Source organism: Frankia sp. R43 (assembly GCF_001306465.1).
Classification (GTDB): domain Bacteria; phylum Actinomycetota; class Actinomycetes; order Frankiales; family Frankiaceae; genus Parafrankia; species Parafrankia irregularis.
Window position 1 is genome coordinate 275,753 of sequence record NZ_LFCW01000008.1, and the last position, 23,994, is coordinate 299,746.

Consider the following 23,994-nt stretch of genomic DNA (forward strand, 5'->3'; position numbering starts at 1 on the left):
GCGTCCTTCAGTCGGCCGGCAGGACCGTCGGCGGGAGGGGGTGGCGGAACAGGGCCGCGGCGTTCTCGCAGCACATCGCCCGGATCTCGGCGGGCGGAACGTGGCCCCAGACGTCGGCGAGCACGCTCTGGGTGTCCGGCCAGGTGCCGTCGCCATGCGGGTAGTCCGTCTCGACCATGATGTTCTCGACGCCGATCCGGTGGCGGGTGTCGATCGTCGACGGGTCGTCAAGGGTGCAGAACCAGAAGTTGCGGCGCAGCACCTCGGCGGGGCGCAGGTCCCAGCCGGTGCCGTAGCCGGACCGGTCGACGATGTTGTCGAGCCGGTCGAGCAGCATCGCGACCCAGCCGATCCCGCCCTCGCTCATCGCGATCTTCAACGTCGGGAGGCGGGCCGGGTGGCCCGACCACAGCCACTCCGCGCAGGCTGTGAGCGAGGCCTGGCCGAACAGCGTCGCACCCAGCTGCAGGCGGGGCGCGCCGGACGGCGCGTCGGACAGCCCCGAGCTGCCGACGTGCAGGGTGATGACGGTGTCCGTCTCGACGCAGGCACCGATGATCGGATCCCAGTGGGCCCGGTCCCACAGCGACGGCAGGCCGATCGTGTGCGGGCGCTCGGGGAAGGTGACGGCGGTGAAGCCGCGGGCGGCGTTGCGGCGGATCTCCGCGGCGGCGAGTGCCGGGTCCGCCAGGTAGGTGATGCCCATCGGCACGACCCGCTCGGGGTAGGCCTGGAACCATTCCTCGTGGAGCCAGTCGTTCCACGCACGCACGCAGGCGAGGCCTAGATCCCGGTCCCGGGCACCGAAGAACACCCGGCCGCAGAAGCCGGTGATCTGCGAGGGGAAGTTCACCGACGCCCAGACCCCGTTGATGTCCATGTCCCGGACCCTGGCGTCGATGTCGTAGCAGCCGGGACGCATGTGCTCGAACCGGAACGGCTCCAGCTTCACCGTCTCCGGCCGCCGCCCGGCGACGGCGTTCATCCCGACCTGGGTGAAGGTCTGGCCCTCGAAGTGCCACACCTGGTGGCCCTGGTCGGTCTCGACGATGCGGGGGGCGGCGTCGGCGAACCGTGCCGGAACCCGCCCCTCGAACAGGTGCGGAGGCTCGACAACGTGATCGTCGACGGAGATGACGGTGTACCGGACAGCCCGCGGACCGGGCTCGGGTAAGAACAGCGCGGGGTCGAGGTCGGTAGGCACGACGGTGCCGCTCTCTGCGGCGGTACCACTCACTGCGGCGGTGCCGCTCTCTGTGGTGCTGCTCATGAAGGCCTTCCCAGGAGGGCGAGGGTCAGGAAGAGCGCGCCGGCCCCACCCGCGGTGCTTGGAGCGTGGCCAGCCCGGCCACATTGGGTCGCAACCATGCATCATCACTCGGACTATTAGTCCGGGTCGATGACGACGGAACCGCGAGAGAACGGGTCGCTCATGGCACCCTCACCGCCCCTTCGACCTGCCGACTCGGCAGATCATGCTGGACTGAGCATCGTGGAGCTGCCACGAAGACACCGGCTAGTGTGGACAACCCACTTCACCACACTCCAGATTTGAGCTCAATAGTCTTGCAGCCTGGGGGTCGTCGAGGTCCGCCTCGGCGACCGACGAACCGAACCGTGCGTCTCCGCCAGCTCCACCGCCACACGCCCATCCGTCGGCCGATTCGCCCGCCCAGGCCCCCGGCGCGGACCCTGGCGATCCTTTCCCTCGCCTTCCCACGGCTCGCGGCCAGCGTGCCCACAGCTGGCGGCGCGGGATGTGACGACCCCTCTTGCGCGGACGCGGACCACGGCCTACAGATATAGACGTCATCCGTCCGAAATGGAGGAGATATGAAGAGCAGGGCCGCCGTGCTGCACGAACAGCCCGGGAAATGGCAGATCACCGAAATCGAGATCGAGCCACCTCGACAGGGAGAGCTCATCGTCCGGATGGTCGCTGCCGGCTTATGCCATTCCGATGACCACGTCGCGACCGGCGACATGCCCTTCACCGGCGCGCTGCCCCTCGTCGGCGGCCACGAGGGAGCGGGAATCGTCGAGCAGGTCGGCCCGCACACCGACGGATGGCAGGTCGGGGACCACGTCGTCCTGCCTTTCCTGCCGGCGTGCGGGCGGTGCCGCTGGTGCTCGTCGGGGATGCAGAACCTCTGCGACAACGGAGTCCGCACGCTTTCCGGCGCGCGCGAGGACGGCTCCAGCCGGCTGTCGCTGGGCGGCAGGCCGCTGGGCCAGATGGCCGGAATCTCGACCTTCAGTGAGTACACGGCCCTGTCCGTGAACTCGGCCGTCAAGGTCTCCGCCGATCTCGACCTGGTGTCGGCCTGCCTGACCAGCTGCTGCGTGTCGACCGGCTGGGGCGCGGCGGTGAACTCGGCCGAGGTCCGGCCCGGCGATGTCATCATCGTGCTCGGAGCCGGGGGCATCGGCATGAACGCGGTGCAGGGCGCCGCCCATGCCGGTGCGCGGGTCCTCATCGCGGTCGACCCGGTGGAGTGGAAGCGCGAGCAGGCACTGGGCTTCGGTGCCACGCACGCCGTGGCCTCCGTCGAGGAGGCAACCGAGATCGCCCGAGCGCACACCAACGGCCAGGGTGCCGACGCGGCGATCGTCTGTGTCGGGGTGACGAACGGCGCGCACATCGGTGCGGCGTTCTCGAGCATCCGCAAGGCCGGGACCTGCGTCGTCGTCGGGCTGGGCAACATCCTCGCGGACGGCAGCCTGCCGCTGTCGCTGCATGAGCTCGTGCTGTTCCAGAAGCGGCTGCAGGGCTCGTTGTTCGGCGCGTGCAACCCGATGCGGGACATCCCGGCGTTGCTGGAGCTGTACCGCGCCGGCCAGCTGCGCCTCGACGAGCTGATCACGACCCGCTACTCGCTGGAGCAGATCAACGATGGCTTCGCGGACATGCACGCCGGTCGGAACATCCGTGGCGTCATCACCTTCGACTAGCCCCACGACCAGCTCCGGTCGCGTCCGGGACACCCGGCCCCGGCGCGCCGCAGAACAAGGAGGAACGCGATGAGCGTGGCGACAGGCATCGATCGACATGTACGGCACCCCGACCGGCTGTTCATCGACGGCCAGTGGGTGGCCCCCTCGTCCACCGCGTTGATCGACGTCGTCGACTCGGCGACCGAGGAGGTCTTCCTCCGGGTCGCCGAGGCGGGCGAGGGGGATCTGGACCGGGCCGTCGCCGCCGCCCGCTCGGCCTTCGACGACGGGCCGTGGCCCTCGCTCACGCACACCGAGCGCGCGGCGTACCTGCGCCGGTTCGCCGCCGAGCTGGCGACCCGCGGCGAGGCCGTCAAGGAGCTGTGGCCGCGGGAGTCCGGCGCGCTCGCGTCGGTGGCCCCGTATATGGCGCCGATGGCCGCGGGCGTCTTCGAGTACTACGCCGGACTCGCCGACACCTATCCGTTCGAGGAGCCGTTCACGCCGACGATCGGCAGCGGGTTCGGCCTGCTCGTCCGGGAACCGGTCGGCGTCGTGGGCGCGATCATCCCCTGGAACGTGCCACTGCAGCTGGCCGTCCAGAAGGTCGCGCCGGCGCTGCTGGCAGGCTGCACGGTCGTGCTCAAGGCGGCCCCCGAGGCACCCGGGGCGGCGTACGTGCTGGCCGAATGCGCCGAGGCCGCCGGACTGCCACCGGGCGTGTTCAACGTCGTGACGGCCGACCGCGCGGTGTCCGAGCGGCTGGTGACCGACGCCCGGGTCGACAAGATCGCCTTCACCGGCTCCACCGCCGCCGGCCGGCGGATCGCGTCGCTGTGCGGGCAGCGCATCGCCCGGTACACCCTCGAGCTCGGCGGGAAGTCCGCCGCGGTCGTGCTGGACGACGCCGACCTGACGAAGGCCGCGACGGCCCTCGCCGGCGCCGAGTGCTTCCTGGCCGGCCAGGTCTGCGCCTCGCTCACCCGCATCGTCGTCCCACGCGGCGTGCACGACGAGTTCGTCGAGACTCTCGCGCAGGTGTTCTCCCAGGTGGTCGTGGGCGATCCCTATGACCCGGCGACGCAGATGGGCCCGCTGGCGATGGCCCGGCAGCGTGATCGCGTCGAGGGCTACATCCGGGCCGGCGTCGACAGCGGCGCGAAGCTGGTCACCGGCGGCGGGCGGCCGGGCCACCTGGAGCGCGGCTACTACATCGAGCCGACGGTCTTCGGCGACGTCGACAACAGCTCGACGATCGCCCAGGAGGAGATCTTCGGCCCGGTGCTCAGCGTGATCCCCGCGGCCGACGAGGCCGACGCGATCAGGATCGCCAACGACACCATCTACGGCCTGAACGCCGCGGTCTTCACCGAGGACGTCGACCGGGCACGTGCCGTCGCCGGCAGGCTGCGGTCCGGGACGGTCGGCCACAACGCGATGCGGGCCGACACCGGCATCGCGTTCGGCGGGTTCAAGCAGTCGGGCATCGGGCGGGAGGGCGGCATCGAGGGCCTGCTGCCATACCTGGAGACGAAGACAATCCTGCTGGACGAGGCGCCGGCCAGGTACCGCGAGGAAGCGGCGCGTTGATCTCGCCTCCCGCGCCCGGCGACTTCCTGGGCCGCTGCCTGGTCGGCAGGTGCGCCTTCTCCACCGTACGAGCTACTAGAACCAGAATCTAGAAGGGTCTCGCTCGGGGCCGCGCCAAGGCGGCCCCGCGCCGACCTCGACCAGTCGACAGAAGTTGCCAGCACACACTAGGCTGTGCGTGTTGGATAAAATATTCAGCAGGCTCGACGGTTGCCTGACAGACGGGCAGACCGACCAGGCGCTCCCCCAAGTGGCATGAACATGAAACGATGTTCTACCTTGGAAGGCGAGCCGCTGTGTTCGAGGCCCACCTGGGGAGGTTGCGGCGTGACTACGGATGGACTGCGCGCTTTCGACGCGGACAATCACTACTACGAGGCCCTGGACGCCTTCACCCGCCACATCGAGCCCGAGTTCGCCAAGCGCTGCATGCAGTGGGCGGAGGTCGGCGGCCGCACCCGGCTGCTGGTCGGCGGGAAGGTCAACAAGTTCCTGCCCAACCCGACGTTCAGCGCGCTGGCCAAGCCCGGCGCGCTGGAGCAGTACTTCCGGGGCGAGGTCGGCGGCCCGGTCATCAACCTGTTCGGCGAGCTGGCCCCGCCCCGCCCCGAGTACCAGAACCGGGACGCCCGGCTGCGGGTCATGGACGAGCTGGGCCTGGACGGCGCCTACTTCTTCCCGACCCTCGGGGTCGGCATGGAGCGGGCACTGCAGAACGACCTGCCCGCGGCGCGGGCCGCCTTCCGTGCCTTCAACCGGTGGCTGGACGACGACTGGGGCTTCGCCTACCAGGAGAAGATCTTCGCCGCGCCGTACATCTCGCTGTCGGATCCGGCGGCGGCGGTCGCCGAGCTGCGGTGGGCGCTGGACAGGGGAGCCCGCATCGTGGTGATGCGGGCCGGCCCGGTGCGCACCGAGATGGGCCTGAAGTCACCGGCCGACCGGATGTACGACGAGTTCTGGGCGCTCGCGAACGAGGCCCGGGTGGTGTGCGCCTACCACGGCGGCGACGACGTGTACTCGGAGCTGATCGGCTGGTGGAGCGAGAGCGACGAGACCGAGGCGTTCCGCCGCACCCCGCTGCGGGCCCTGCTCTCGCCGACGGCCGTCGCGGACACGTTCGCCGCGCTGCTCGCGCAGGGCACGATGCACCGCAACCCGCAGCTGCGGTTCGCCGCGATCGAGACCGGCTCGGACTGGGTCACCCCGCTGTTCAAGTCCCTGAAGAAGTCGTTCGTGCAGGGCGGCGAGGCGTGGGCGGAGGACCCGCGGGAGACCTTCCGGCGCCAGGTCTGGGTCTCGCCGTTCCACGAGAACGACCTCGCCGAGCTCAAGAAGCTGATCGGCGTGGAGCGGATGCTGATGGGATCCGACTGGCCACACGTCGAGGGCCTGGCCGATCCGCTGTCGTTCACCAAGGACCTGGCCGCGGCCGGCTTCGACGACGCCGAGATCAGGCTCGTGATGCACGACAACGCGGCCTCGCTCATCGGCGTCTGACCGCCCCCGGCGTCTCCCAACGGCACGGTGAAGGAGTGACGGACGTGTCCATCGGTCTCGACGAGGATCACAAGGCGCTGGCCGATTCGGTCCGCGGTTTCCTGTCCCGGTATTCGTCGTCCGAGCAGGTGCGGGAAGGCCTGGCGCGCTGGACCGCCGGTGCGGCGCCGGACTGCTGGCCGGGCATCGTGGAGCAGGGCCTCACCTCGCTGCATCTGCCGGCGGATCTCGGCGGGGCCGACGCCGGTTTCGTCACCCTTGCCGTGGTGCTCGAGGAGACGGCCAGCGGCCTGCTCCCAGGGCCGCTGCTGCCGAGCCTGCTGGCCAGCTCGGTGCTGGCCCGGTACGGCGACGACGAGCTGCGCAAGGCGGTCCTGCCTGCGCTCGCGGCCGGTGCGCCGGCGGCGAGCGCGCTGTCCACCGCCGGACTGACCGCGACCCCCACGGCCGACGGCTCCTACCGGGTGAGCGGGACGGCCGGGCCCGTCCTCGGCGCGCCGGAGGCGACGCTGCTGCTCCTCGGGGCGACCACTCCGGGCGGTGGCGAGCTCTGGTTCACCGCCCGGCCGGGGCCCGGCCTGGCGGTGGTCGCGGCCGCGCCCATCGACCAGACCCGGGCCGTCGGCACGGTGACGCTGACCGAGTTGGCCGTCCACGCCGACCAGGTCATCGAGGTCAGTACCGAGCAGGTCCGGGCGGTGGCGGCCGTGCTGTTCGCCGCCGAGGCCGTGGGGCTGGCGCGGTGGTGCGTGACAACGGGCGTCGACTACGTGAAGGTGCGCGAGCAGTTCGGCCGCCCGGTGGGATCCTTCCAGGCGATCAAGCACAAGTGCGCCCGGCTGTTCGTCGACGTGCAGACGATGTCCGCCGCGGCGTGGGACGCGGCTCGGGCGATGGAGCAGGGCGACGACCAGCTCGCGGTGGCCGCGGCCGGTGCGGCTGTCGCGTGCCTGCCCCGCGCGACCGGGATCGGGCTGGAGTCGATCACGCTGCTGGGCGGGATCGGCTACACCTGGGAGCACGACGCGCACCTGTACTGGCGCCGGGCGATGACGCTGGAGAGCCTGCTCGGTCCCGTCGCCGGCTGGGAGCACCGGCTGGGCGCGCTGGTGCACGGCACGTCCCGCGACTTCAGCGTCGATCTCTCCGCCGCGGACCCCGCCTTCCGCGCCCGCGTCGCCGGGCTGCTCGGCGAGGTGGCCGCGCTGCCGGCCGACGGCCCGGCCCGGCGCGAGCGGCTCGCCGCCGAGGGCCTGGTGGTACCCCACTACCCGAAGCCCTACGGCATCGCGGCGACCCCGGTCGAGCAGCTGGTGATCCAGCAGGAGTACGAGCGCGCCGAGGTCGCGCCACCGAGGCTGATCATCGGAGACTGGGCGCTGCCCACCATCCTCGCCTACGGCACCGAGGAGCAGAAGGACTTCTTCGTCCCGCCGACGCTGCGCGGCGAGCTCGCGTGGTGCCAGCTGTTCAGTGAGCCCGGCGCCGGCTCCGACCTCGCCGCCCTGTCGACCCGCGCTGAGAAGGTCGAAGGGGGCTGGCGCCTGGACGGCCAGAAGGTCTGGACGTCGAACGCGCACGAGGCGCACTTCGGCATCTGCCTGGCCCGGACCGATCCGACGGCTCCGAAGCACAGGGGAATCTCCTACTTCCTCGTCGACATGACCTCACCCGGTCTGGAGATCAGGCCGCTGCGCGAGGCGAACGGCGGCTACCTGTTCAACGAGGTCTTCTTCAACGACGTGTTCGTGCCGGACGACCGGCTCGTCGGAGAGGTCAACCGCGGGTGGGGGCTGGCGAGGACCACGCTGGGCAACGAGCGGGTGAGCATCAGCGGGATGCAGCACATCCCGACCCACCTTCTCGATCTTGTCGCCAGCCAGGAGCTCGTCGCGGCCCCGGACGACGTCCAGCGGGATGTGGGCGCGACGTTCGCGATGGCCCACGCGCTGGCCGCGCTGGCCCTGCGCACCACGTTGCGCAGCCTCTCGGGCCTCCGGCCCGGCGCGGAGTCGAGCGTTTCCAAGATCGCCTCGGCCACGCTGGTGACCCAGATCGCCGAGCGTGCGCTGCGATGGACCGGGCCGGCCGCGGCCACCGCCGACGGGCCCGGCGGCCAGGCGGCGGGGCGTTACCTCACCGTGCCGCCGCAGCTGATCGGTGGGGGGACGGTCGAAATCCAGCTCAACGTCATCGCCGAGCGCATACTCGGGCTCCCGCGCGAGCTGACGCCCAGCTGACGCCTGGTCTAGGGGTGACTCGACAATGGACAGCAACTTAGGAATCGAGCTTCCGGCCCTGCACCCGTTCGTGGGTATGGACGTGACCTCGGCGCTGGAGGAGCGGGCGCGGCGGTACGGCGAGCGCCCGTTCCTCGTCTGGGAGCCGCCGGACGGAGCGCGCCGCACCTGGACCTACGGCGAGTTCGCCCGCGACGTGCGCGCCGTGGCGGCCGGGCTGGCGAGCCGGGGCGTGCGCGCCGGCGACGCCGTCGTGATCCATCTGGACAACAGCCCGGGCTTCCTGCTGGTCTGGTTCGCGTGCGCGCGGCTCGGCGCGGTCGCGGTCGACCTGAACACCCGGTACGCCGAGGATGAGCTGGCGCACGCCGTCGAACTGACCGGCGCGGTCGGGATCGTCACCGACCCGAGGCTCGGGCTCGCCGACTGCCCGGCGGTGACCGCGCTCGGGTGGACGGCTCTGCTCGACCCGGCCACCGGGACCGTGCCGGAGCTGGTCGGTGACCCGGAGCTGGCCCCGCACCGGGAAGCCGACCCGGCGGCGGCACTGTGCGTCCAGCTGACCTCCGGGACCACGGCACGTCCGAAGGCGGCCCTTTTCACCCACGCCAACGCCCTGTGGGCGGGCCGGGTGGGGGCGCTGCTCTGGCGGCTGGCGCCGGACACCATCCAGCTGGTCTACGCCCCGCTGTTCCACACCCACGCGCTGTGCTGGCAGCTGTTGCCCACCTTCTGGGTGGGCGGCACCGTGGTGGTCCAGCCGAAGTTCTCCGCCTCCCGGTTCTGGGAGGTGTCCATCCGCAACAGGTGCACCCACACCGGGCTGCTCCCGCTGCTGCTGAAGGTCGTCACCAGCCAGCCGGTTCCGGAGCACAGCTACCGCAGCTGGATCTTCGGTCTCGAGATGCCCCGGCTGGACACTCTGCTCGGCGTCAGGATCTTCAGCGCCTGGGGCCAGACCGAGGTCGTCAGCACACCTGTCGTCGGTGAGCTCGACAACCCGGTCGACGAGGGCGCGATCGGCCGGCCGGCACCGGGCTATCAGGTCCGGGTCCGCCGGGACGACGGCGCCGACGCCGGCCCTGGCGAGACCGGTGATCTGCTCGTCGGAGGCATCCGCGGCCTGTCGGTGTTCGCCGGGTATCTCGCCGACCCGGCCGCCACCGCCGCCGCCTTCGAGGACGGATGGCTGCTGACCGGGGACCGGGTGACGGTGCTGCCCAGCGGCACCCTGAGGTTCGCCAGCCGCGCCAAGGACATGCTCAAGGTCAGCGGCGAGAACGTGGCCGCCGCGGAGATCGAACGCGTCATCACGACCGTGGCGGGAGTGGGCCAGGCCGCCGTCGTCGCCCGGCCGGACCCGGTTCGAGGTGAGGTAGCCGTCGCGTTCGTCATCGCGGCGGCCGCGCATCCCGACCCCGACGAGACGGCCCTCCAGGAAGCCGTCGTCAGCGCGTGCCAGCAGCAGCTCGCCGACTTCAAGGTCCCCCGCGCCGTGTATGTCGTGCCCGAGCTGCCGACGGCGACCCTCGAGAAGGTGGCGAAGGGGACGCTGCGGCAGTGGGCCGCCGACCGGCACCTCGCGGACAACGCCCCGCCCCTGGAGATGCCGCCCCACCCGGAGATGCCCCGATGAAGGCGCAGATGGCCCGGTCTCGCGGCTATCGGTCCAGGCTGGCCGGCCTGCCGTCGTCGTCGAACGCCGCGTTGACGGCGGCGGTGGCTCGGGTCACGTGGTTCGCGATCTCGTCGGCTCGCCTGGCGGACAGCGCCCGCAGCGGGTGGACGCCGATGCTCGCGGTGACCTGGCGGGTGTGCGGGTCGAACACGGGCGCGGCGATCGCCGTGACAGGCCGCCGGTCCTGGTCCGTCGCGCCGGTGGAGCGCAGGCCGAGGCTGGCGATCTCGGCCAGGACGCCGTCCATCGCTCGCCGCACCGGCTGCGCCTGCGGGTCGGCGCGCAGGCTGGCCATGGCCCTGGCGGCCTGCGCCATGGCGGGGTCCAGGCGCTCGAGGGTGTGGCCACGCTCGCGGGTGGCGGTGAGCAGGCCGTCGAGGCGCTCGGCCAGCACCGGGTCGGTGATCGCGCCGCGGTCCATCCAGGCCCGGCGCCCGTCGCTGTCCTCCCAGGCGGCGAAGACGACGCCGAGCGGCGCCGCGAACGGGAAGCGGTCTCCGGCCGCGGCGTCGGCGACCTGGCACGGGCCCAGGTCGATCGTCGTGATGACGAGCTCGTCGCCGACGCGCTCGGTCATCACGGCGGGGTAGCCGAGGTCCTTCGCGAGTCGGTGGACCGCGGCCCGGGCCGGCTGATGACGCGAGCGCTCGGCGGCGGCTCGGGCCGCGACCGCCGCGAGCGCCGGGCCCAGGGTGAACGTCCGGTGGTCCGGGTCCCTGACGGCCCAGCCGCGTTCGCAGAGGGTCGCCATGATCGCGTGGGCGGTCGCCTGGGTCAGGCCGAGGTCGCGCACGAGGTCGCCCAGCCGCGGAGCGGGCCCGCTCTGCCCGCGCTGAGCGAGGAGTTCGAGGACGTCGAGCACCCGCGTCGTCGGCGGCGATGCGGCGTTCGGCACGGCTTGACCTTTCTCTCGCGGCCACTCTACGGTATCGAAATAACGATGAGATCTCATCGAATATTCGAATTCTTCGTTTTCGATCTCTTCCTCGGAGGTCGAGCGCCCCGGCCGGGCGCGGCAGAAGAGAACGCCGACATGAGAGCGAGGCCTCGTGCAGCCTGACCTGATCAGCACCCAGCGCCGGGGGCGTCGGATCGCCCTGACCTCCGACGAGGTCGACGCACTGCTCACCGAGCACCGCGTGTGCCGGGTCGCGACGTTGACGTCCAGCGGCGCGCCGCACGTCAGCCCGCTCTGGTACGTCTGGGACGGTACCTCGCTCTGGCTGTACTCGATCGTCCGCAGCCAGCGGTGGGCCGACCTGCTGCGCGACGGGCGGGCAGCCGTCGTCGTCGACGCCGGTGACGACTTCGGCGAGCTGCACGGCGTGGAGCTGCGCGGCCGGTTCGAGCCGGTCGGCAGCGCCCCCCGCACCGGCGAGGAGGACCACCCCGAGCTGGCCACGCCGGAACGGCTGTTCGCCGCGAAGTACATCGCCAACCCGGATGGCTCGATGTACCACGACGGCCGGCACGCCTGGCTCCGTCTGACCCCCGAGAAGGTCGCCTCCTGGGACCACCGCAAGATCTAGCGCCCACCAACGCACATCCCCATGGCGGAGGCCAGGTTCACATGAGCTATCTGAACGGCAAGGTCGTGCTGGTCACCGGTGGCGCGAGCGGCTTCGGCCGGGAGATCACCACCCGGCTCGCGCAAGGCGGCGCGATCCCGGTCGCGCTCGACGTCAACGCCGAAGGCGCCGAGAAGCTGGCGGCCTCCCTCGCCGCCGAGGGCCACCAGGCCCGCGGGTTCGGCCTGGACGTCCGCGACCGCCGGGCGTTCGCCGAGGTCGTCGACCGCGCGGTGGCGGACCTCGGGCGGGTCGACGTGCTCGTCAACAACGCCGGCATCATGCCGCTGGCCCACTTCGCCGACCACGAGCGGGCCGCCGACGCCTGGGACCGGTGCATCGACATCAACCTCAAGGGCGTGCTGCACGGCATCTACGCCGTCCACGACCACATGATCCGCCAGGGTGGCGGTCACATCGTCAACATCTCCTCGGTGTACGGCAACGCCGGCATCGCCGGGGCCGCGGTCTACGGCGCGACCAAGGCCGCCGTCGCCACCGTGTCGAACGCGCTGCGCGTCGAAAGCCAGGGCCGCATCAAGGTGACGGTGGTCCGCCCCAGCGGCGTCGTCGACACGAACCTCGCCAGCGAGATCATCGACTTCACCGCGCCCGCCGCGCTCACGGCGCACCGCGCCGGCGTTTTCCAGGAGCATGCCCAGGCCTACTTCGGCGGCGGCCCGCCAGCCGCCGGGCTGACCGACCCCGAGGACGTCCGCTACTGGTCGCTGTCCGCCGCCCAGGTCGCGGACGAGATCGTCCGCCTCATCGACCAGCCGCTCGGCGTCGCCGTCACCGACATCACCCTGCGAGCCACCGGAGAGGACTATGTCTTCTGACGCGTCTTCTGACACCGTGACGTCCGCCGCCTCCGCGCTCTCCGCCGGCGCCAGCACGGTGGCGATCGAGCGGACCCTCGCCGAGACCCTCGACGTGTTCGGCGCTCTCACCGCCGATGAGCTCGCGGCCCCGTCCGCCTGCGACGGCTGGACGGTCCACACCACCCTCGCGCACCTCACCATCAGTGTGGCCGGGTTCGCCGGGCTGATCTCGATCACGCCCTACGACCAGGGCCTGGAGTTCGAGGCGGCGGTCGACGCCCACACGCACGAGGTCGCCGAACGGCCGACCGCGGAACTCCTCGACATCATCAGGTCATCGGTGCCAGCTGTGCTGGCCATCTTCGGTGGGCTGACCGACGAACTCGCCACCACGCCCGTGAACATGGGCACCGCCGGCAGCTACCCGCTCGCGAGCCTCGCCGACGCCATCGTCTTCGACCACACCTGCCACACCCGATGGGACGTCCTCACTCCCCGCGGGCCTGTCCGGCGCACCCTGCCCGACCTCGACGGTGAACGGCTGGCCGCCGCGACCCGCTGGCTCATCGGCGGCATCCGGCAGATGACCACCGACCGGTTCCATGAGCTGCTCACCGACCCACTGGCCCTCGTCCTGACCGGACCGGGCGGCACAGCCCTGCGGCTCCTCCCCCACGCCGAGGCGACCGAGCTCCACCACGACGCCACGGCGGCGCAGGACGGCACGCGCGCCACCGTACGCACGAGCGCCACCGACTTCATCCTCTGGGGAACCGGCCGGGAGGCACGACACGGCCGAGTCGAGATCACCGGCGACACGGCCTACGCCGACACCGTCCTCGACGCCTTCCGCGTCTACTGACCCACCACACGGTCAGGCCACCCCGGCGTCAGGCCGTTCCAGCCTGACGCCGGGGAAGGGCCCTTCAGGCCGTCACCAACTGCTTCTGGGCGTTGAGCAGGGCGCTGTTGGAGTCCTCCGGGAGCGCGTCGAGCGGCTCGGCGATCTCCTCGACGCTCGGGCCGTACTGCGCGGCCAACGGTGCGAGTGCGTCGAGGTCGAAGCCGTAGAGGCGGGCGGCGTTCCCGGCCAGCAGGTCGCGCAGCTCCGGCTCGGGCAGGTCGTGCATGACCTGACGAAGCGCCTGGCGAGTGTACGGCCCGGTTCCCTCGTCGTGCGGGTAGTCGCTGCCCCACATCCACCGGTCGCGGCCGATCACCTCGCGGGCGGCGACGTCGTCCGGCCGCGGGAAGCTGGCGCCCACCCAGCAGTTCTGGTGGAAGTACTCGGTCGCCGAGCGGGGCAGCGCGTTGTCGCTGGTGTACTTCAGCTCGCCGATCTCACCGCCGCGGATCTTGGCGATGATGTCGTCGAGCTGCCGCAGCAGCGGTGGAACGAACGAGGCCGAGGCCTCGGTGATGACGAACTTCAGCCGCGGGAAACGCTCGAACACACCGGCGAGCAGCATGTGGACGAACGGGCGCAGGCCGTAGAAGCTGACCTCGCTCATCATGATCGCCGGTACCGAGGCGAAGCGGCCGTAGTTCGGGGAGCCGGTGCCGCCGTGCAGGTTGACCGGGATCTCAAGATCCTGCAGCGCTGCCCAGAGCCGGTCGTAGTCCGGGTGGTAGAGCGGCTTCACCCACTTCACGTCGGGCGCGACGTTCGGCAGCAGCACGCCGCCACGCAGGCCGTGCTCCTTGATCCAGGTCGCGTCCGCGATGGCGTCGTCGATGTCGTTGAGGAAGATCTGCCCGACGCCGGCGCGCTGCGCCGCCTTGCGGGCGCAGAAGTCGGCGAGCCACCGGTTGTGGGCCAGGATGCCGGCGCGGCGGTGCGGGTACTCCTCCGCGGTGGGCGGGCCGGCGAACAGCACGAAGCCCGGGTAGAACGGCGGTACAGTATTCGGGAAGATCACTTCGCCGACGACGCCGTCGGCGAGCTGGTCCCGGTCGCGCCGGTCGTCGTCCCAGTTGCGGACGCGCAGGTCGGTGTCGCGCAGGTCCTTCCAGGGGTTCTTGTACTTCCCCCGCCAGGCGTCGAAGTCGTCGTGGAAGGAGGGGTCGAGGTACTCGCGGTAGGTCGCATGGTTCGCGCCGGCATGGGTGTCGGCGGAGATGATCGTGTATCGGGCGCCCATCAGCACTCCCTCGGATGGAACGGACCGGGCTCAACAGATACTAGAACACGAATCTATTCTGGGTCCCGCGCCGTTACCCGGCCCCGCCCCGTACGACCGACTCGACCAGCGTTCTCATCCACTCCCGCACCCGACGGTCGACGTCCGAGGTCGCCTCGACACCGGCGCCGGTCAGGCCGATCGAACCGAACAGCCGCCAGCCGAGCGCGACCACCTGCAGGAAGGCGGCCAGCAGCCGCGCCTCGTCCTCCGGCAGGTCCAGGCCGTCCTGCCGCGCGGCCCGGACCATCATCGAGGCGACCTGCTGGAGACCGGGCGACGGCCCGAACACGTCGGCGGGATCGCCTTCGAGTGCCGCCCAGCCCATGATGCGCCCGACGCTGTCATCCGCGGTCAGGAAGATGTCGATCGCGTCCGCGAGGTCGTCGATGTGCTCGAAGCGGGTCGCCGACCTCGCCGAGACCCGCTGGTACACGGCCCGCAGCAACTCCTCCCGAGTGCCGAGGTACTGGTAGACGAGACCGAAGTTCACGTCGGCGTCCTCGGCGATCTCACGCAGCCGCACCTTGGACGGCCCCTGCCGCGCGATCAGCCGCTGCGCCGACTCCAGCAACGCCTCGCGTACCTCCGCACGACCGCGCGGCCGCCGAGCGCGGCCCGCGCCGTCGGCCGCCGAGTCCGAGTCGTCCGGGCCCGACTCGGACCGCGATTCCGTTCCGCTGCTACCTGGGGCCACAGGGTCGCATCCTAGGCGCTCCCGGACGGCACGGCCGGAGTCCTCGATGACCGACAGGATGGCCCTTGCATTGATTTAGTCGCCCGACTACAGTCACCTGACTAGGTTACCAATTAGAACTTCGATGCAGCGTTGCCGGCACGAGAGTTCAGGTCGCGCCGGCAACGCTGGCCAGACGCTCGCCGCGGGGCTCCCCCCACGGCGAGCCCGCCTCGACGCCCGCGTCGGCCTGCGCACGCACAATCCCGCGGCCGGCAAGTCGCAGCTCAGAAACGACATCACCTACGGACGCACGGACCGGAGTCGCTTCGTGGCAGACCACCTCACGTTCGACCAGCTCTACATCGACGGCCGCGCCGTAGCCGGAGAGTCGGATGCCCTCGCGGTCGAAGACCCAGCACTAGAACAGAATTTCACTCATGTGCCCACGGCCTCACTGGCCCAGGTGGACCAGGCGGTCGACGCGGCGCGACGGGCGTTCGATGACGGCCCGTGGAGTCGCCTCCCGGTGGCCGAACGGGTCACCGTGCTGCGGCGCTTCGCCGATCGGCTGCGCGAGAGCCGCGACGAACTGATCGAGACGGCGATCCGCGAGACCGGCGCGACCAGGATCGTCGCGCAGTGGGCACAGGTCGACATGGCCCTCGACCAGGCCCGCCAGCTGCCGGACCTGTTCGCGACGCTGCCCGAGTGGGAGCACAACGAGCTGCCCTTGGCGGACTCGTTCGACCCGGCCGGCCGCGACGTGCTGCTCAGCATCCGCCGTTACGAGCCGTGCGGTGTGGTCGCGGCGATCAGTCCCTACAACTTTCCGCTCCAGACGAACGTGTGGAAGGTGGTCTCGGCGCTGGCGGCGGGGTGCAGCGTCGTCCTGCGCCCGAGCCCGCTGACACCGCTGACCGCGCTGGCGCTCGGCGCGGCCGGGCTTGATGCCGGTCTTCCGCCCGGAGTGCTCAATGTCGTCGTCGAGCGTGACTCCCACGGCGCGGAACTGCTCACCAGCGATCCACGGATCGACTGTGTGTCCTTCACCGGGTCCACCGCGGTGGGCCGCCGGATCGCCGCCCAGGCGGCGCCGACGGTCAAGCGGCTGCTGCTGGAGCTCGGTGGCAAGTCGGTGCAGCTCTACCTTCCCGACGCGCTCGGCGGGGTGGAGGCCGGGGTGTCGACCGTCTTCGGCTCGCAGAGCGGACAGGGCTGCGCGCTGCAGACCAGAGTGCTGGTGCCGCGGGAGAGCCTGGACGAGGTCGCCGGACGGCTGGCCGCCGTCGCGGGCGCGCTTCGGGTGGGTGACCCGCACGACCCGGCGACCGTCATCGGCCCGGTCATCTCGGCCGCGCAGCGGGACCGCGTCGAGCAGCTGGTCGCCGCCGGCGTGGCGGCGGGTGGGCGGCTGGTCGCCGGCGGGGGCCGCCCGGCTCATCTGCCGGTCGGGTACTACGTCGAGCCGACTGTCGTCGTGGTCGACGACAACCGCAATCCGCTTGCCCAGCAGGAGGTCTTCGGCCCGGTGGTGACCGTGCAGGGCTACCGCGACGTCGACCACGCCGTCGCCATCGCGAACGACAGCGAGTACGGCCTGTCCGGCGGCGTCTACACCGCCGACCTGCGGCTCGGGCTCTCCATCGCCGAGCGCATCCGCTCCGGGACGGTGCAGGTGAACCGGGGCGCGGCCAACGCCTACACCCCGATGGGCGGGTACAAGCAGAGCGGGATCGGCCGCGAACGCGGCGTGGCGGGATTCCGGGAGTACCAGGAGCTCAAGCATGTCGTCGTCGCCGGCGCCCGCTGAGCCGATGGCCACCGACGGCGACCGGGGTGCCGACGCGGGCGGATCCAGCCTGCGTGTGGACCGCGACCTGTGCATGGGCTCGGGGTCCTGCGCGTTCCAGGCACCCGCGATCTTCGACCTTGACGACCAGATGAAGGTCGTGCTCCTCGACGGATCGGACTCCGCGGACGCGCTGCGCGCCGCCGTCGAGTCCTGCCCGTCCGGGGCGCTCAGGCTCGTCACCCGATCCGAACCAGGGGAGATTTCATGACATCGCCATCGTCGTTAGCCGGCCAGGCCGCGGTGATCACCGGCGCCGGTTCCGGCGTGGGCCGTGCGTCCGCCCTGGCGTTCGCCGCCGCGGGCGCGCGGGTGGTCTGCGCCGACGTCCGGGACGACTGGGCGAAGGAGACCGCGCAGCTGGTCGCCGCGGCCGGCGGGACGGCGGTGGTCCAGCACTGCGACGTGGCGGTGGAGGAGGATGTCGCCGCCGCGGTCGCGGCGGCCGTCGAGCATTTCGGCCGCTTGGACATCATGTTCAACAACGCCGGTGTGACCGGCTTCAAGCCCGGCGCGTCGTTCGAGGACTTCACCGCGGACGACTTCGCCCGGCTGACGGACATCAACTTCCGGGGCGTCTTCAACGGCTGCAAGCACGCGGTGAAGCAGTTCAAGCAGCAGGGCCGCGACGGTGACCGCGGCGGTGTCATCGTCAACACCGGTTCGGTCGCGGGCATCGTCGGGTTCGGCAGCGTCGTCTACGGTGCGACGAAGGGCGCGGTCAACCAGATCACCCGCGGTGTCGCCGTCGAGTGCGCACCGTTCGGCATCCGCTGCAACGCCATCTGCCCGGGTGCCATGCCGCTGACGAACTTCACTCCCGTTTCGCCCGGCGCCGAGTTCCAGCCACCGGAACAGCAGTACCTCGACGAGGTCGCCGCCTACCAGCCGCTGGGACGCTACATCACCGCCGAGGACTGCGCCCAGGCGGCGCTCTTCCTGGCATCGGACGCGTCGAGGAACATCACCGGCGTCCTGTTGCCGGTCGACGGTGGATACGTCGCCCGTTGAGGACGCGACCGGGGCCCATGTCAGTCGGCCCCAGGGAAAGGAGGCGAGATCCATGACGGAGAACGCGGCACCGACGACCCGCGACGGCGGTTACACGGCGCCCGATCTGGCATTGTTCGGCGCGGAACACGTCCGCCGTTACGTCGAGACCGGCGGCGCCGTCGGCCACAGCTGGAACGGCGTGACCTGCCTGGTGCTCTGGACGACCGGGCGACGCACCGGGCAGCGCCGGGCGACGCCGCTCATCTACGCGCAGGACGGCGACCGCTTCGTCGTCATCGCCTCCCAGGGAGGCGCGCCGGCTCATCCCGGCTGGTACCACAACCTCCTTGCCCAGCCCAAGGTCGAGGTGCAGGTGCTGGCGGACCGGTTCACGGCGACCGCCCGCACCGCCGAGGGCGCGGAACACGAGCGTCTGTGGAGTCTGATGGCCCAGCGGTGGCCGAACTACGACGAGTACACGAAGCGGACGACACGCAGGATTCCCGTCGTCGTTCTCGAGCGAGGCTGACATGGTCGCGAGTGACGTTCCCACCCTGGACCCGCAGCGCATCCGCGAGCTGTTCGACCTGCGCAGCGACGTCTACGCGAGCCGCGGCGGGGCCTTCGAGACCGACCCGTACCCGGCGTTCCACCAGCTGCGCGAGACCGGGCCGGTGCATCCCGGCATCGTCGGGCCGCTGGTCGGATTCCACGGCGAGGCGTTCTTCCAGGGCCTGCCCTACCCGGAGCTGGCGCACTTCTCGGTCTTCGACCACGCCACCTGCCAGGCGGTGCTGCGCGACAGCGAGACGTTCGTGTCGGCGCCGAGCGCGCCCGGCCCCGAACGCGCGATGGCCGACACGTTGCTGCTCTACATGGACGGGGTGAAGCACCGCCGCTACCGCGCCCTGGTGCAGCCGTCGTTCGTGCCGAAGCGGGGCGGCTGGTGGAGCGAACGCTGGATCGAGTCCACGGTGCGGGCACTGCTCGACGCGATCGAGCCGGCCGGGCGGTCGGACCTCAACGTCGACTTCTGCGCGGCGATCCCACTGCTCACGATCTGCGGCAGCTTCGGCATCGGCGTGTCCGACGCGCTGCGGATCCGCGAGGCAGCCACCTCCGACGGACGCGACGCCCACATCCTGGTCGAGATCCTGGCCCCGATCATCGCCGAGCGCCGCCGGGAGCCAGCGGACGATCTGATCAGCGTGCTGGTCCAGGCGGAGGTCACCGAGGAGGACGGTGAGCGCCATCGGCTCTCCGACGTGGACATCCTGGGTTTCTCCCACCTACTGCTCGCCGCCGGCTCGGGCACGACGTGGAAGCAGATGGGCATCACCCTGCTCGCTCTGCTGACCCACCCGCAGTGGCTCGCCGCCGCCCGGGCGGACCGGGCGGTGTTGCGCGCCGCGATCGAGGAGTCGCTGCGCTGGATGCCGACCGACCCGATGTTCTCCCGCTACGCCACGAAGGACACCACGCTCGGCGGTGTCGACGTCCCGGCCGGATCGGTCATCCACCTGTGCTTCGGTGCGGCGAACCGCGATCCGGCGCGCTGGGAGCGGCCGGACGAGTTCGACCCGAGCCGCCCGCCCGGCGCACACCTCGGCTTCGGCGGCGGCCCGCACATCTGCCTCGGGATGCACGTCGCCCGTGCGGAGATCCTCACCGCGATCTCCGCGCTGCTCGACCGCCTCCCGAACCTGCGCCTCGACCCGGACGCCGAGACGCCGCGGATCATCGGCATGTACGAGCGCGGTCCGACCGCGGTTCCGGTGGTGTGGGGATGACGACCAGCTCCGTCGAGAACTCGCACGCCGCCGCGGTGGTGCCGGGGCAGGTGTGGGTCGAGGAGTTCGGCCGGGTCGCGCCGCCACTGACGGAGCGGACCGCGGCGTTCTGGACCTCGGGCGCGGACGGCGTCCTGCGGATCGCGCACTGCCGTGACTGCGGGCGCTACCTGCACCCACCGCGGCCGGTCTGCCCGGCCTGCCGGGGCCGCGACGTCGGGTTCGACCCGGTCTCCGGCCGGGGCACGGTGTGGTCGTGGACGCTGAACCGCTACCAGTGGGTTCCCTCCATGCCACCGCCGTACCTGGTCGCGGACGTCGAGCTGGTCGAGCAGCCCGGGCTGCGCCTGCTGACCAACGTGGTCGACTGCTCTCCGGAGCGGATCCGTGTCGGGCTGCCGGTGGTGGTCTGCTTCAGCCGGTCCGGTGAGGCGTTCATCCCGCTGTTCCGCCCCGAGCACCCGGCAGCGGAGGATCAGGGGGCCGGCGATGCGCGGGAGTGACGGCCGCCGGCCCGAGGACACGGCGCTGATCACCGGGGTCGGCCGGTCGGCGATCGGGCGGCGGCTGCGGGTGGACCCGTGGGTGCTCACCGCGGACGCGGCACTGGCCGCGATCGCCGACGCCGGGCTCACACCGGACGACATCGACGGGGTCTCGACCTACCCGGGCGCGTTCTGGTCGACGCCCGGCATCACCGGCGCCGGTGTCGACGACGTCCGGGCGATGCTCGGGCTCAGGCTGCGCTGGCACACCGGCGGCGGCGAGCTCGCCGGCCAGCTCGGCTCGATCGTCAACGCCGTGCTGGCGGTCGCCGCCGGCCTCGCGACCCACGTGCTGTGCTTCCGGACGGTGTGGGAGTCGACCGCGCAGGAAGGCTTCGGCAGCCGGTCGGCCACGCTGCTCGGCGGCGGCGGAACCCAGGGCCAGCCGGTGCGCTTCGGCCGGGAGCTCACCCACTGGTCGACGCCGTTCGGGATCGGCTACCCCTGCTACGCGGCGATGGAGATGCAGCGGCGCATCGAGCTGGCCGGTGCCAGCCGGGAGAAGTTCGCCACGCTCGCGCTCGCCACCCGCGCCTACGCGGCCCGCAACGAGGCCGCGGTGTACCGCGATCCGCTCACCCTCGACGACTACCTCGGCGCCCGGATGATCTCCGATCCGATCTGTGTCTACGACTGCGACGTCCCGGTCGACGGTTCGGTGGCGTTCGTGGTCTCGAACGCGGCGGCGGCCGGGGACCCCGGCCGGGCGCTGCGGCTGGAGGCCATGGGCTCCGCCTCCGGGTTCGACGAGTCCGCCGCCATGATGTGGGAGCGGACCGACCTCAAACCGGCCGACGTCGACCTCGCTCAGGTCTACGACGGCTTCTCGGTCTACGCGCTGCGCTGGCTGGAGGCCCTCGGGTTCTGCGGCCGCCACGAGGCGCTCGACTTCATCGAGGGCGGGGACCGGATCGGCCCGACCGGCGATCTGCCGCTGAACACCGGCGGCGGCCAGCTCTCCGGCGGGCGGCTGCACGGCTACGGCGGCCTGCTGGAGGCCTGCCTGCAGCTGCGCGGCGAGGCCGGTGCCCACCAGCTGCCCACCGCCCGTCAGCTTGCCGTCGTCACCAGCGGCGCGGAGTCGTTCACCTCGTCCCTGCTCGTCGGGGCACCGCGCTGAGCGCGCGTCCCCACCAGCGGCACGGTCGCGGACATCGCGAACAGGAGTAGTGCACATGTTGCCAACGACCACCCGAATCATGTCGGCGGACGACCATCTGATCGAACCGGCCCACCTGTGGGTCGACCGTGTCCCGGCGAAGTACCGCGACGGCTGCCCGAAGATCGTGGAGGTCGAGGGCCGGCAGGCCTGGCTCTACGAGGGTGAGCACACCTACATCCCGATGGGCTCCTGTCGTGCGCTGCCCGGCTTCTCCGAGGCCGGCTACCCGCCGGCGCCCGGCACCGCCCGCTTCGACGAGATCCGTCCCGGCTGCTACGACCCGGTCGAGCGGCTGAAGGACATGGACATCGACGGGACGTGGGGCCAGCTCTGCTTCCCGAACTACGCACGGTTCGCCGGGCACCGCTTCTTCCTGAACGTCACGGACCTGGAGCTGGGGCTCGCCTGCCTGCGCACCTACAACGACTACCTGCTCGACGAGTGGTGCGCGACCGACCCCGAGCGCCTCTTCGGCGCCGTCATCCTCCCGCTGTTCGACGTCGAGAAGGCCGTCGAGGAACTGAAGCGGGTGCTCGCCAAGGGCGCGCGGGCGATCGCCTTCTCGGAGAACCCGACCGTGCTCGGCCTTCCCTCGGTCCACACCGACCACTGGGATCCGCTGTGGGCGGTGGCGAACGAGGCCGGCATTCCCGTCTGCATGCACATCGGCAGCTCGTCGCGACTTGTCACGACCTCCGCGGACGCCCCGCCGACGGTGCTCGTCGCGCTCAACGGCGTGAACTCGATGATGGCCGGCGTCGACTGGCTGTTCGCCGGCATTCTGGAGCGCTTCCCCCGGCTTAAGGTCATCCTCTCCGAAGGCGGCGCCGGGTGGATTCCGTACATTCTCGAGCGGGCGGAGAAAGCCTTTCACGACGGCCGCCTGAGCCAGGACACCTCCATCGGCCAGGCCGGCGTCAAGGCCACCCGGTCGCCCCGTGAGGTGTTCGCCGAGCACATGTACGTCTGCCTGGTCGACGAGCGGTTCGCGCTGCGCAGCCTCGCCGACGTCCCGGTGGACAACCTGCTGTTCGAAGGCGACTTCCCGCACGGGGACGGGCTGTGGCCGAACAACCGCGCCTACCTGGAGAAGGCCCTCGCAGACGTGCCCGACGCGGACGCCGTGAAGATCGCCGAAACGAACCTGCGCGGTCTGCTGCAGGCCTGAGTTCGTCCTTCGTCCTGCCTCGCCCCGCCTTCGCCGATCGGCGTTCTCGTGACCGAGAGACCGACGAGAAACCGGAGAGTCATGCCCTACGACCTGCTTGCCGGTGTGCGCGTCATCGAGGCGTCGATGTACGCGTTCGCGCCGTCCGCCGGCGCCGTGCTCGCCGACTGGGGTGCCGACGTCATCAAGATCGTGCCGCCCGACGTCCGCGACCCGATGAGCGGCAACATCATCGCCGGTCTGCCGGAGCGCGAGGTGGGCGTCGCGTTCATGTGGGAGATCACGAACCGCGGGAAGCGCTGCATCGGCGTGGACCAGCGCACGGAACAGGGCCAGAAGATCGTGGCGGAGCTGGCGCGCGGCGCCGACGTCTTCATCACCAACCTGCTCCCGGACGCACGCCGCCGGTTCCGGGTGGACGCCGAGGACCTCACCGCGATCAACCCGAACCTCGTCTACGCCCGGGCGAGCGCGCACGGGCCGGCCGGGCCGGAACGTGACGCCGGCGGCTTCGACCACACCGACTTCTGGGCGCGCACCGGGATGGCCCACGCGGCCAGCCAGGTGAGTGACGAGTTCGTCCCGCAGCCCGGCCCGGCGCTCGGCGACCTCGCCTCGGGCGCCTTCCTGGCTGGCGGCATCGCGGCCGCGCTCTTCCGGCGAGAGCGCACCGGCCGCGGTGGGGTCGTCGACGTCTCGCTGCTCTCCTCCGGCATGTGGATGTTCGGGCCCGGGGTGGTCGCGAGCCAGCTCTACGACGTCGACGCGATCCCCCGCAACCGCCACCACGAGCTGCCGAACCCGTTCGTCGCCGCCTACACCACCCGGGACAACAGGCTCGTCTACCTCTCCGGCATCCAGACGGAGAAGCACTTCGACCGCTTCTGCGAGACCGTCGACCGCACCGACCTGCTCACCGACCCGCGGTTCGCGACCGCCGCCGCCCGCGCGGAGAACGCGCCGGCCTGCATCGCCGTCCTCGACGAGATCTTCGCCTCCCGCGACCTCGCCGAATGGATCACGCTGCTGGAGAAGATCGCCACCCCCTGGTCGCTGGTGCAGACCGCCCGGGAGGCGGCAGCCGACCCGCAGGTGCGCGCGAACAACTTCGTCACCACCGTCCAGAAGGACACCGTCTCCTACCCGCTGGTGGCCAGCCCCGCGCAGTTCGACGGCGTCGCTCCGGCCCTCGCGCCGGCCCCCGGCCACGGCGAGCACACCGACCAGGTCCTGCTGGAGCACGGCTACAGCTGGGACGACATCGTCCAGTTCAAGATCGACGGAGCGGTGCTGTGAC

At 71.3% G+C, this 23,994-nt stretch carries 21 protein-coding genes; 17 read left to right on the top strand and 4 right to left on the bottom strand.

The window, feature by feature from the left end:
• Positions 1–7: 7 nt before the first annotated feature.
• On the bottom strand, positions 8–1,270 hold the full coding sequence (locus ACG83_RS31210) for an amidohydrolase family protein (RefSeq protein ID WP_054569840.1): 1,263 nt from the start codon (positions 1,268–1,270) through the stop codon (positions 8–10).
• Between the two features lie 563 nt (positions 1,271–1,833).
• Between ACG83_RS31210 and ACG83_RS31215 the strand changes: the two genes are divergently transcribed.
• From ACG83_RS31215 to ACG83_RS31235, 5 genes are all read left to right on the top strand, one after another.
• Complete coding sequence (locus tag ACG83_RS31215) at positions 1,834–2,952, top strand: NDMA-dependent alcohol dehydrogenase (RefSeq protein ID WP_054569841.1); 1,119 nt, start codon at positions 1,834–1,836, stop codon at positions 2,950–2,952.
• A gap of 69 nt (positions 2,953–3,021) precedes the next feature.
• A complete protein-coding gene (locus tag ACG83_RS31220; protein WP_054569842.1) occupies positions 3,022–4,524 on the top strand; it encodes an aldehyde dehydrogenase in 1,503 nt (500 codons plus the stop codon).
• Positions 4,525–4,851: 327 nt separating this feature from the next.
• Entirely contained in the window at positions 4,852–6,024 is a 1,173-nt protein-coding gene (locus ACG83_RS31225; protein WP_054569843.1) for an amidohydrolase family protein, read from the top strand.
• A 44-nt stretch (positions 6,025–6,068) separates the two neighbouring features.
• Complete coding sequence (locus ACG83_RS31230; protein WP_054569997.1) at positions 6,069–8,264, top strand: acyl-CoA dehydrogenase; 2,196 nt, start codon at positions 6,069–6,071, stop codon at positions 8,262–8,264.
• A 25-nt stretch (positions 8,265–8,289) separates the two neighbouring features.
• On the top strand, positions 8,290–9,900 hold the full coding sequence (locus ACG83_RS31235; RefSeq protein ID WP_054569844.1) for a class I adenylate-forming enzyme family protein: 1,611 nt from the start codon (positions 8,290–8,292) through the stop codon (positions 9,898–9,900).
• A 25-nt stretch (positions 9,901–9,925) separates the two neighbouring features.
• Here ACG83_RS31235 and ACG83_RS31240 read toward each other — a convergent pair whose 3' ends face one another.
• Positions 9,926–10,837 carry a helix-turn-helix domain-containing protein gene (locus ACG83_RS31240; RefSeq protein WP_054569845.1) on the bottom strand — a complete coding sequence of 304 codons (912 nt, stop codon included), beginning with the start codon at positions 10,835–10,837 and terminating at the stop codon, positions 9,926–9,928.
• Positions 10,838–11,006: 169 nt separating this feature from the next.
• On the opposite strand from ACG83_RS31240, the gene ACG83_RS31245 reads away from it, so the two are divergent.
• Genes ACG83_RS31245 through ACG83_RS31255 form a run of 3 tightly spaced genes read left to right on the top strand, consistent with a single transcriptional unit; the run spans position 11,007 to position 13,193 of the window.
• Positions 11,007–11,471: a pyridoxamine 5'-phosphate oxidase family protein gene (locus ACG83_RS31245; RefSeq protein ID WP_116437453.1), complete on the top strand. Its 465-nt coding sequence runs from the start codon at positions 11,007–11,009 to the stop codon at positions 11,469–11,471.
• 41 nt (positions 11,472–11,512) lie between these two features.
• Positions 11,513–12,349, top strand: a complete 837-nt coding sequence (locus ACG83_RS31250; protein ID WP_054569846.1) for an SDR family oxidoreductase — start codon at positions 11,513–11,515, stop codon at positions 12,347–12,349.
• Positions 12,339–13,193 (top strand): maleylpyruvate isomerase N-terminal domain-containing protein, encoded by an 855-nt coding sequence (locus ACG83_RS31255; RefSeq protein ID WP_054569847.1) that lies wholly within the window; start codon positions 12,339–12,341, stop codon positions 13,191–13,193. The genes ACG83_RS31250 and ACG83_RS31255 overlap by 11 nt, the downstream gene beginning before the upstream one ends.
• Positions 13,194–13,257: 64 nt before the next feature.
• Here ACG83_RS31255 and ACG83_RS31260 read toward each other — a convergent pair whose 3' ends face one another.
• Together ACG83_RS31260 and ACG83_RS31265 are read right to left on the bottom strand one after the other, a co-directional pair.
• Positions 13,258–14,472: an amidohydrolase family protein gene (locus ACG83_RS31260; RefSeq protein WP_054569999.1), complete on the bottom strand. Its 1,215-nt coding sequence runs from the start codon at positions 14,470–14,472 to the stop codon at positions 13,258–13,260.
• Positions 14,473–14,545: 73 nt separating this feature from the next.
• Positions 14,546–15,208 carry a TetR/AcrR family transcriptional regulator gene (locus ACG83_RS31265; protein ID WP_054569848.1) on the bottom strand — a complete coding sequence of 221 codons (663 nt, stop codon included), beginning with the start codon at positions 15,206–15,208 and terminating at the stop codon, positions 14,546–14,548.
• A gap of 310 nt (positions 15,209–15,518) precedes the next feature.
• On the opposite strand from ACG83_RS31265, the gene ACG83_RS31270 reads away from it, so the two are divergent.
• From ACG83_RS31270 to ACG83_RS31310, 9 genes are all read left to right on the top strand, one after another.
• Positions 15,519–17,000 (top strand): aldehyde dehydrogenase family protein, encoded by a 1,482-nt coding sequence (locus ACG83_RS31270; RefSeq protein ID WP_054570000.1) that lies wholly within the window; start codon positions 15,519–15,521, stop codon positions 16,998–17,000.
• Complete coding sequence (locus ACG83_RS31275) at positions 16,975–17,250, top strand: ferredoxin (protein ID WP_235498308.1); 276 nt, start codon at positions 16,975–16,977, stop codon at positions 17,248–17,250. Before ACG83_RS31270 ends, ACG83_RS31275 begins: the two co-directional genes overlap by 26 nt.
• A complete protein-coding gene (locus ACG83_RS31280; protein ID WP_054569849.1) occupies positions 17,247–18,050 on the top strand; it encodes an SDR family NAD(P)-dependent oxidoreductase in 804 nt (267 codons plus the stop codon). Before ACG83_RS31275 ends, ACG83_RS31280 begins: the two co-directional genes overlap by 4 nt.
• 52 nt (positions 18,051–18,102) lie before the next feature.
• Positions 18,103–18,561 (top strand): nitroreductase family deazaflavin-dependent oxidoreductase, encoded by a 459-nt coding sequence (locus tag ACG83_RS31285; protein ID WP_054569850.1) that lies wholly within the window; start codon positions 18,103–18,105, stop codon positions 18,559–18,561.
• Between the two features lies 1 nt (position 18,562).
• Positions 18,563–19,822: a cytochrome P450 gene (locus ACG83_RS31290; RefSeq protein WP_054569851.1), complete on the top strand. Its 1,260-nt coding sequence runs from the start codon at positions 18,563–18,565 to the stop codon at positions 19,820–19,822.
• Positions 19,819–20,325: a Zn-ribbon domain-containing OB-fold protein gene (locus ACG83_RS46235; protein WP_054569852.1), complete on the top strand. Its 507-nt coding sequence runs from the start codon at positions 19,819–19,821 to the stop codon at positions 20,323–20,325. Before ACG83_RS31290 ends, ACG83_RS46235 begins: the two co-directional genes overlap by 4 nt.
• Positions 20,312–21,487: a thiolase family protein gene (locus tag ACG83_RS31300; RefSeq protein WP_054569853.1), complete on the top strand. Its 1,176-nt coding sequence runs from the start codon at positions 20,312–20,314 to the stop codon at positions 21,485–21,487. Before ACG83_RS46235 ends, ACG83_RS31300 begins: the two co-directional genes overlap by 14 nt.
• 55 nt (positions 21,488–21,542) lie before the next feature.
• Positions 21,543–22,697: an amidohydrolase family protein gene (locus ACG83_RS31305; protein WP_054569854.1), complete on the top strand. Its 1,155-nt coding sequence runs from the start codon at positions 21,543–21,545 to the stop codon at positions 22,695–22,697.
• An 81-nt stretch (positions 22,698–22,778) separates the two neighbouring features.
• Positions 22,779–23,993: a CaiB/BaiF CoA-transferase family protein gene (locus ACG83_RS31310; RefSeq protein WP_054569855.1), complete on the top strand. Its 1,215-nt coding sequence runs from the start codon at positions 22,779–22,781 to the stop codon at positions 23,991–23,993.
• Position 23,994 lies beyond the last annotated feature (1 nt).

What these genes read in the sequence shown, in the direction of transcription:
- ACG83_RS31210 (WP_054569840.1), bottom strand. Translation starts at nt 1,270, where the DNA reads ATGAGCAGCACCACAGAGAGCGGCACCGCCGCAGTGAGTGGTACCGCC.
- ACG83_RS31215 (WP_054569841.1), top strand. Translation starts at nt 1,834, where the DNA reads ATGAAGAGCAGGGCCGCCGTGCTGCACGAACAGCCCGGGAAATGGCAG.
- ACG83_RS31220 (WP_054569842.1), top strand. Translation starts at nt 3,022, where the DNA reads ATGAGCGTGGCGACAGGCATCGATCGACATGTACGGCACCCCGACCGG.
- ACG83_RS31235 (WP_054569844.1), top strand. Translation starts at nt 8,290, where the DNA reads ATGGACAGCAACTTAGGAATCGAGCTTCCGGCCCTGCACCCGTTCGTG.
- ACG83_RS31250 (WP_054569846.1), top strand. Translation starts at nt 11,513, where the DNA reads ATGAGCTATCTGAACGGCAAGGTCGTGCTGGTCACCGGTGGCGCGAGC.
- ACG83_RS31255 (WP_054569847.1), top strand. Translation starts at nt 12,339, where the DNA reads ATGTCTTCTGACGCGTCTTCTGACACCGTGACGTCCGCCGCCTCCGCG.
- ACG83_RS31260 (WP_054569999.1), bottom strand. Translation starts at nt 14,472, where the DNA reads ATGGGCGCCCGATACACGATCATCTCCGCCGACACCCATGCCGGCGCG.
- ACG83_RS31275 (WP_235498308.1), top strand. Translation starts at nt 16,975, where the DNA reads ATGTCGTCGTCGCCGGCGCCCGCTGAGCCGATGGCCACCGACGGCGAC.
- ACG83_RS31280 (WP_054569849.1), top strand. Translation starts at nt 17,247, where the DNA reads ATGACATCGCCATCGTCGTTAGCCGGCCAGGCCGCGGTGATCACCGGC.
- ACG83_RS31285 (WP_054569850.1), top strand. Translation starts at nt 18,103, where the DNA reads ATGACGGAGAACGCGGCACCGACGACCCGCGACGGCGGTTACACGGCG.
- ACG83_RS31290 (WP_054569851.1), top strand. Translation starts at nt 18,563, where the DNA reads ATGGTCGCGAGTGACGTTCCCACCCTGGACCCGCAGCGCATCCGCGAG.
- ACG83_RS46235 (WP_054569852.1), top strand. Translation starts at nt 19,819, where the DNA reads ATGACGACCAGCTCCGTCGAGAACTCGCACGCCGCCGCGGTGGTGCCG.
- ACG83_RS31300 (WP_054569853.1), top strand. Translation starts at nt 20,312, where the DNA reads ATGCGCGGGAGTGACGGCCGCCGGCCCGAGGACACGGCGCTGATCACC.
- ACG83_RS31305 (WP_054569854.1), top strand. Translation starts at nt 21,543, where the DNA reads ATGTTGCCAACGACCACCCGAATCATGTCGGCGGACGACCATCTGATC.
- ACG83_RS31310 (WP_054569855.1), top strand. Translation starts at nt 22,779, where the DNA reads ATGCCCTACGACCTGCTTGCCGGTGTGCGCGTCATCGAGGCGTCGATG.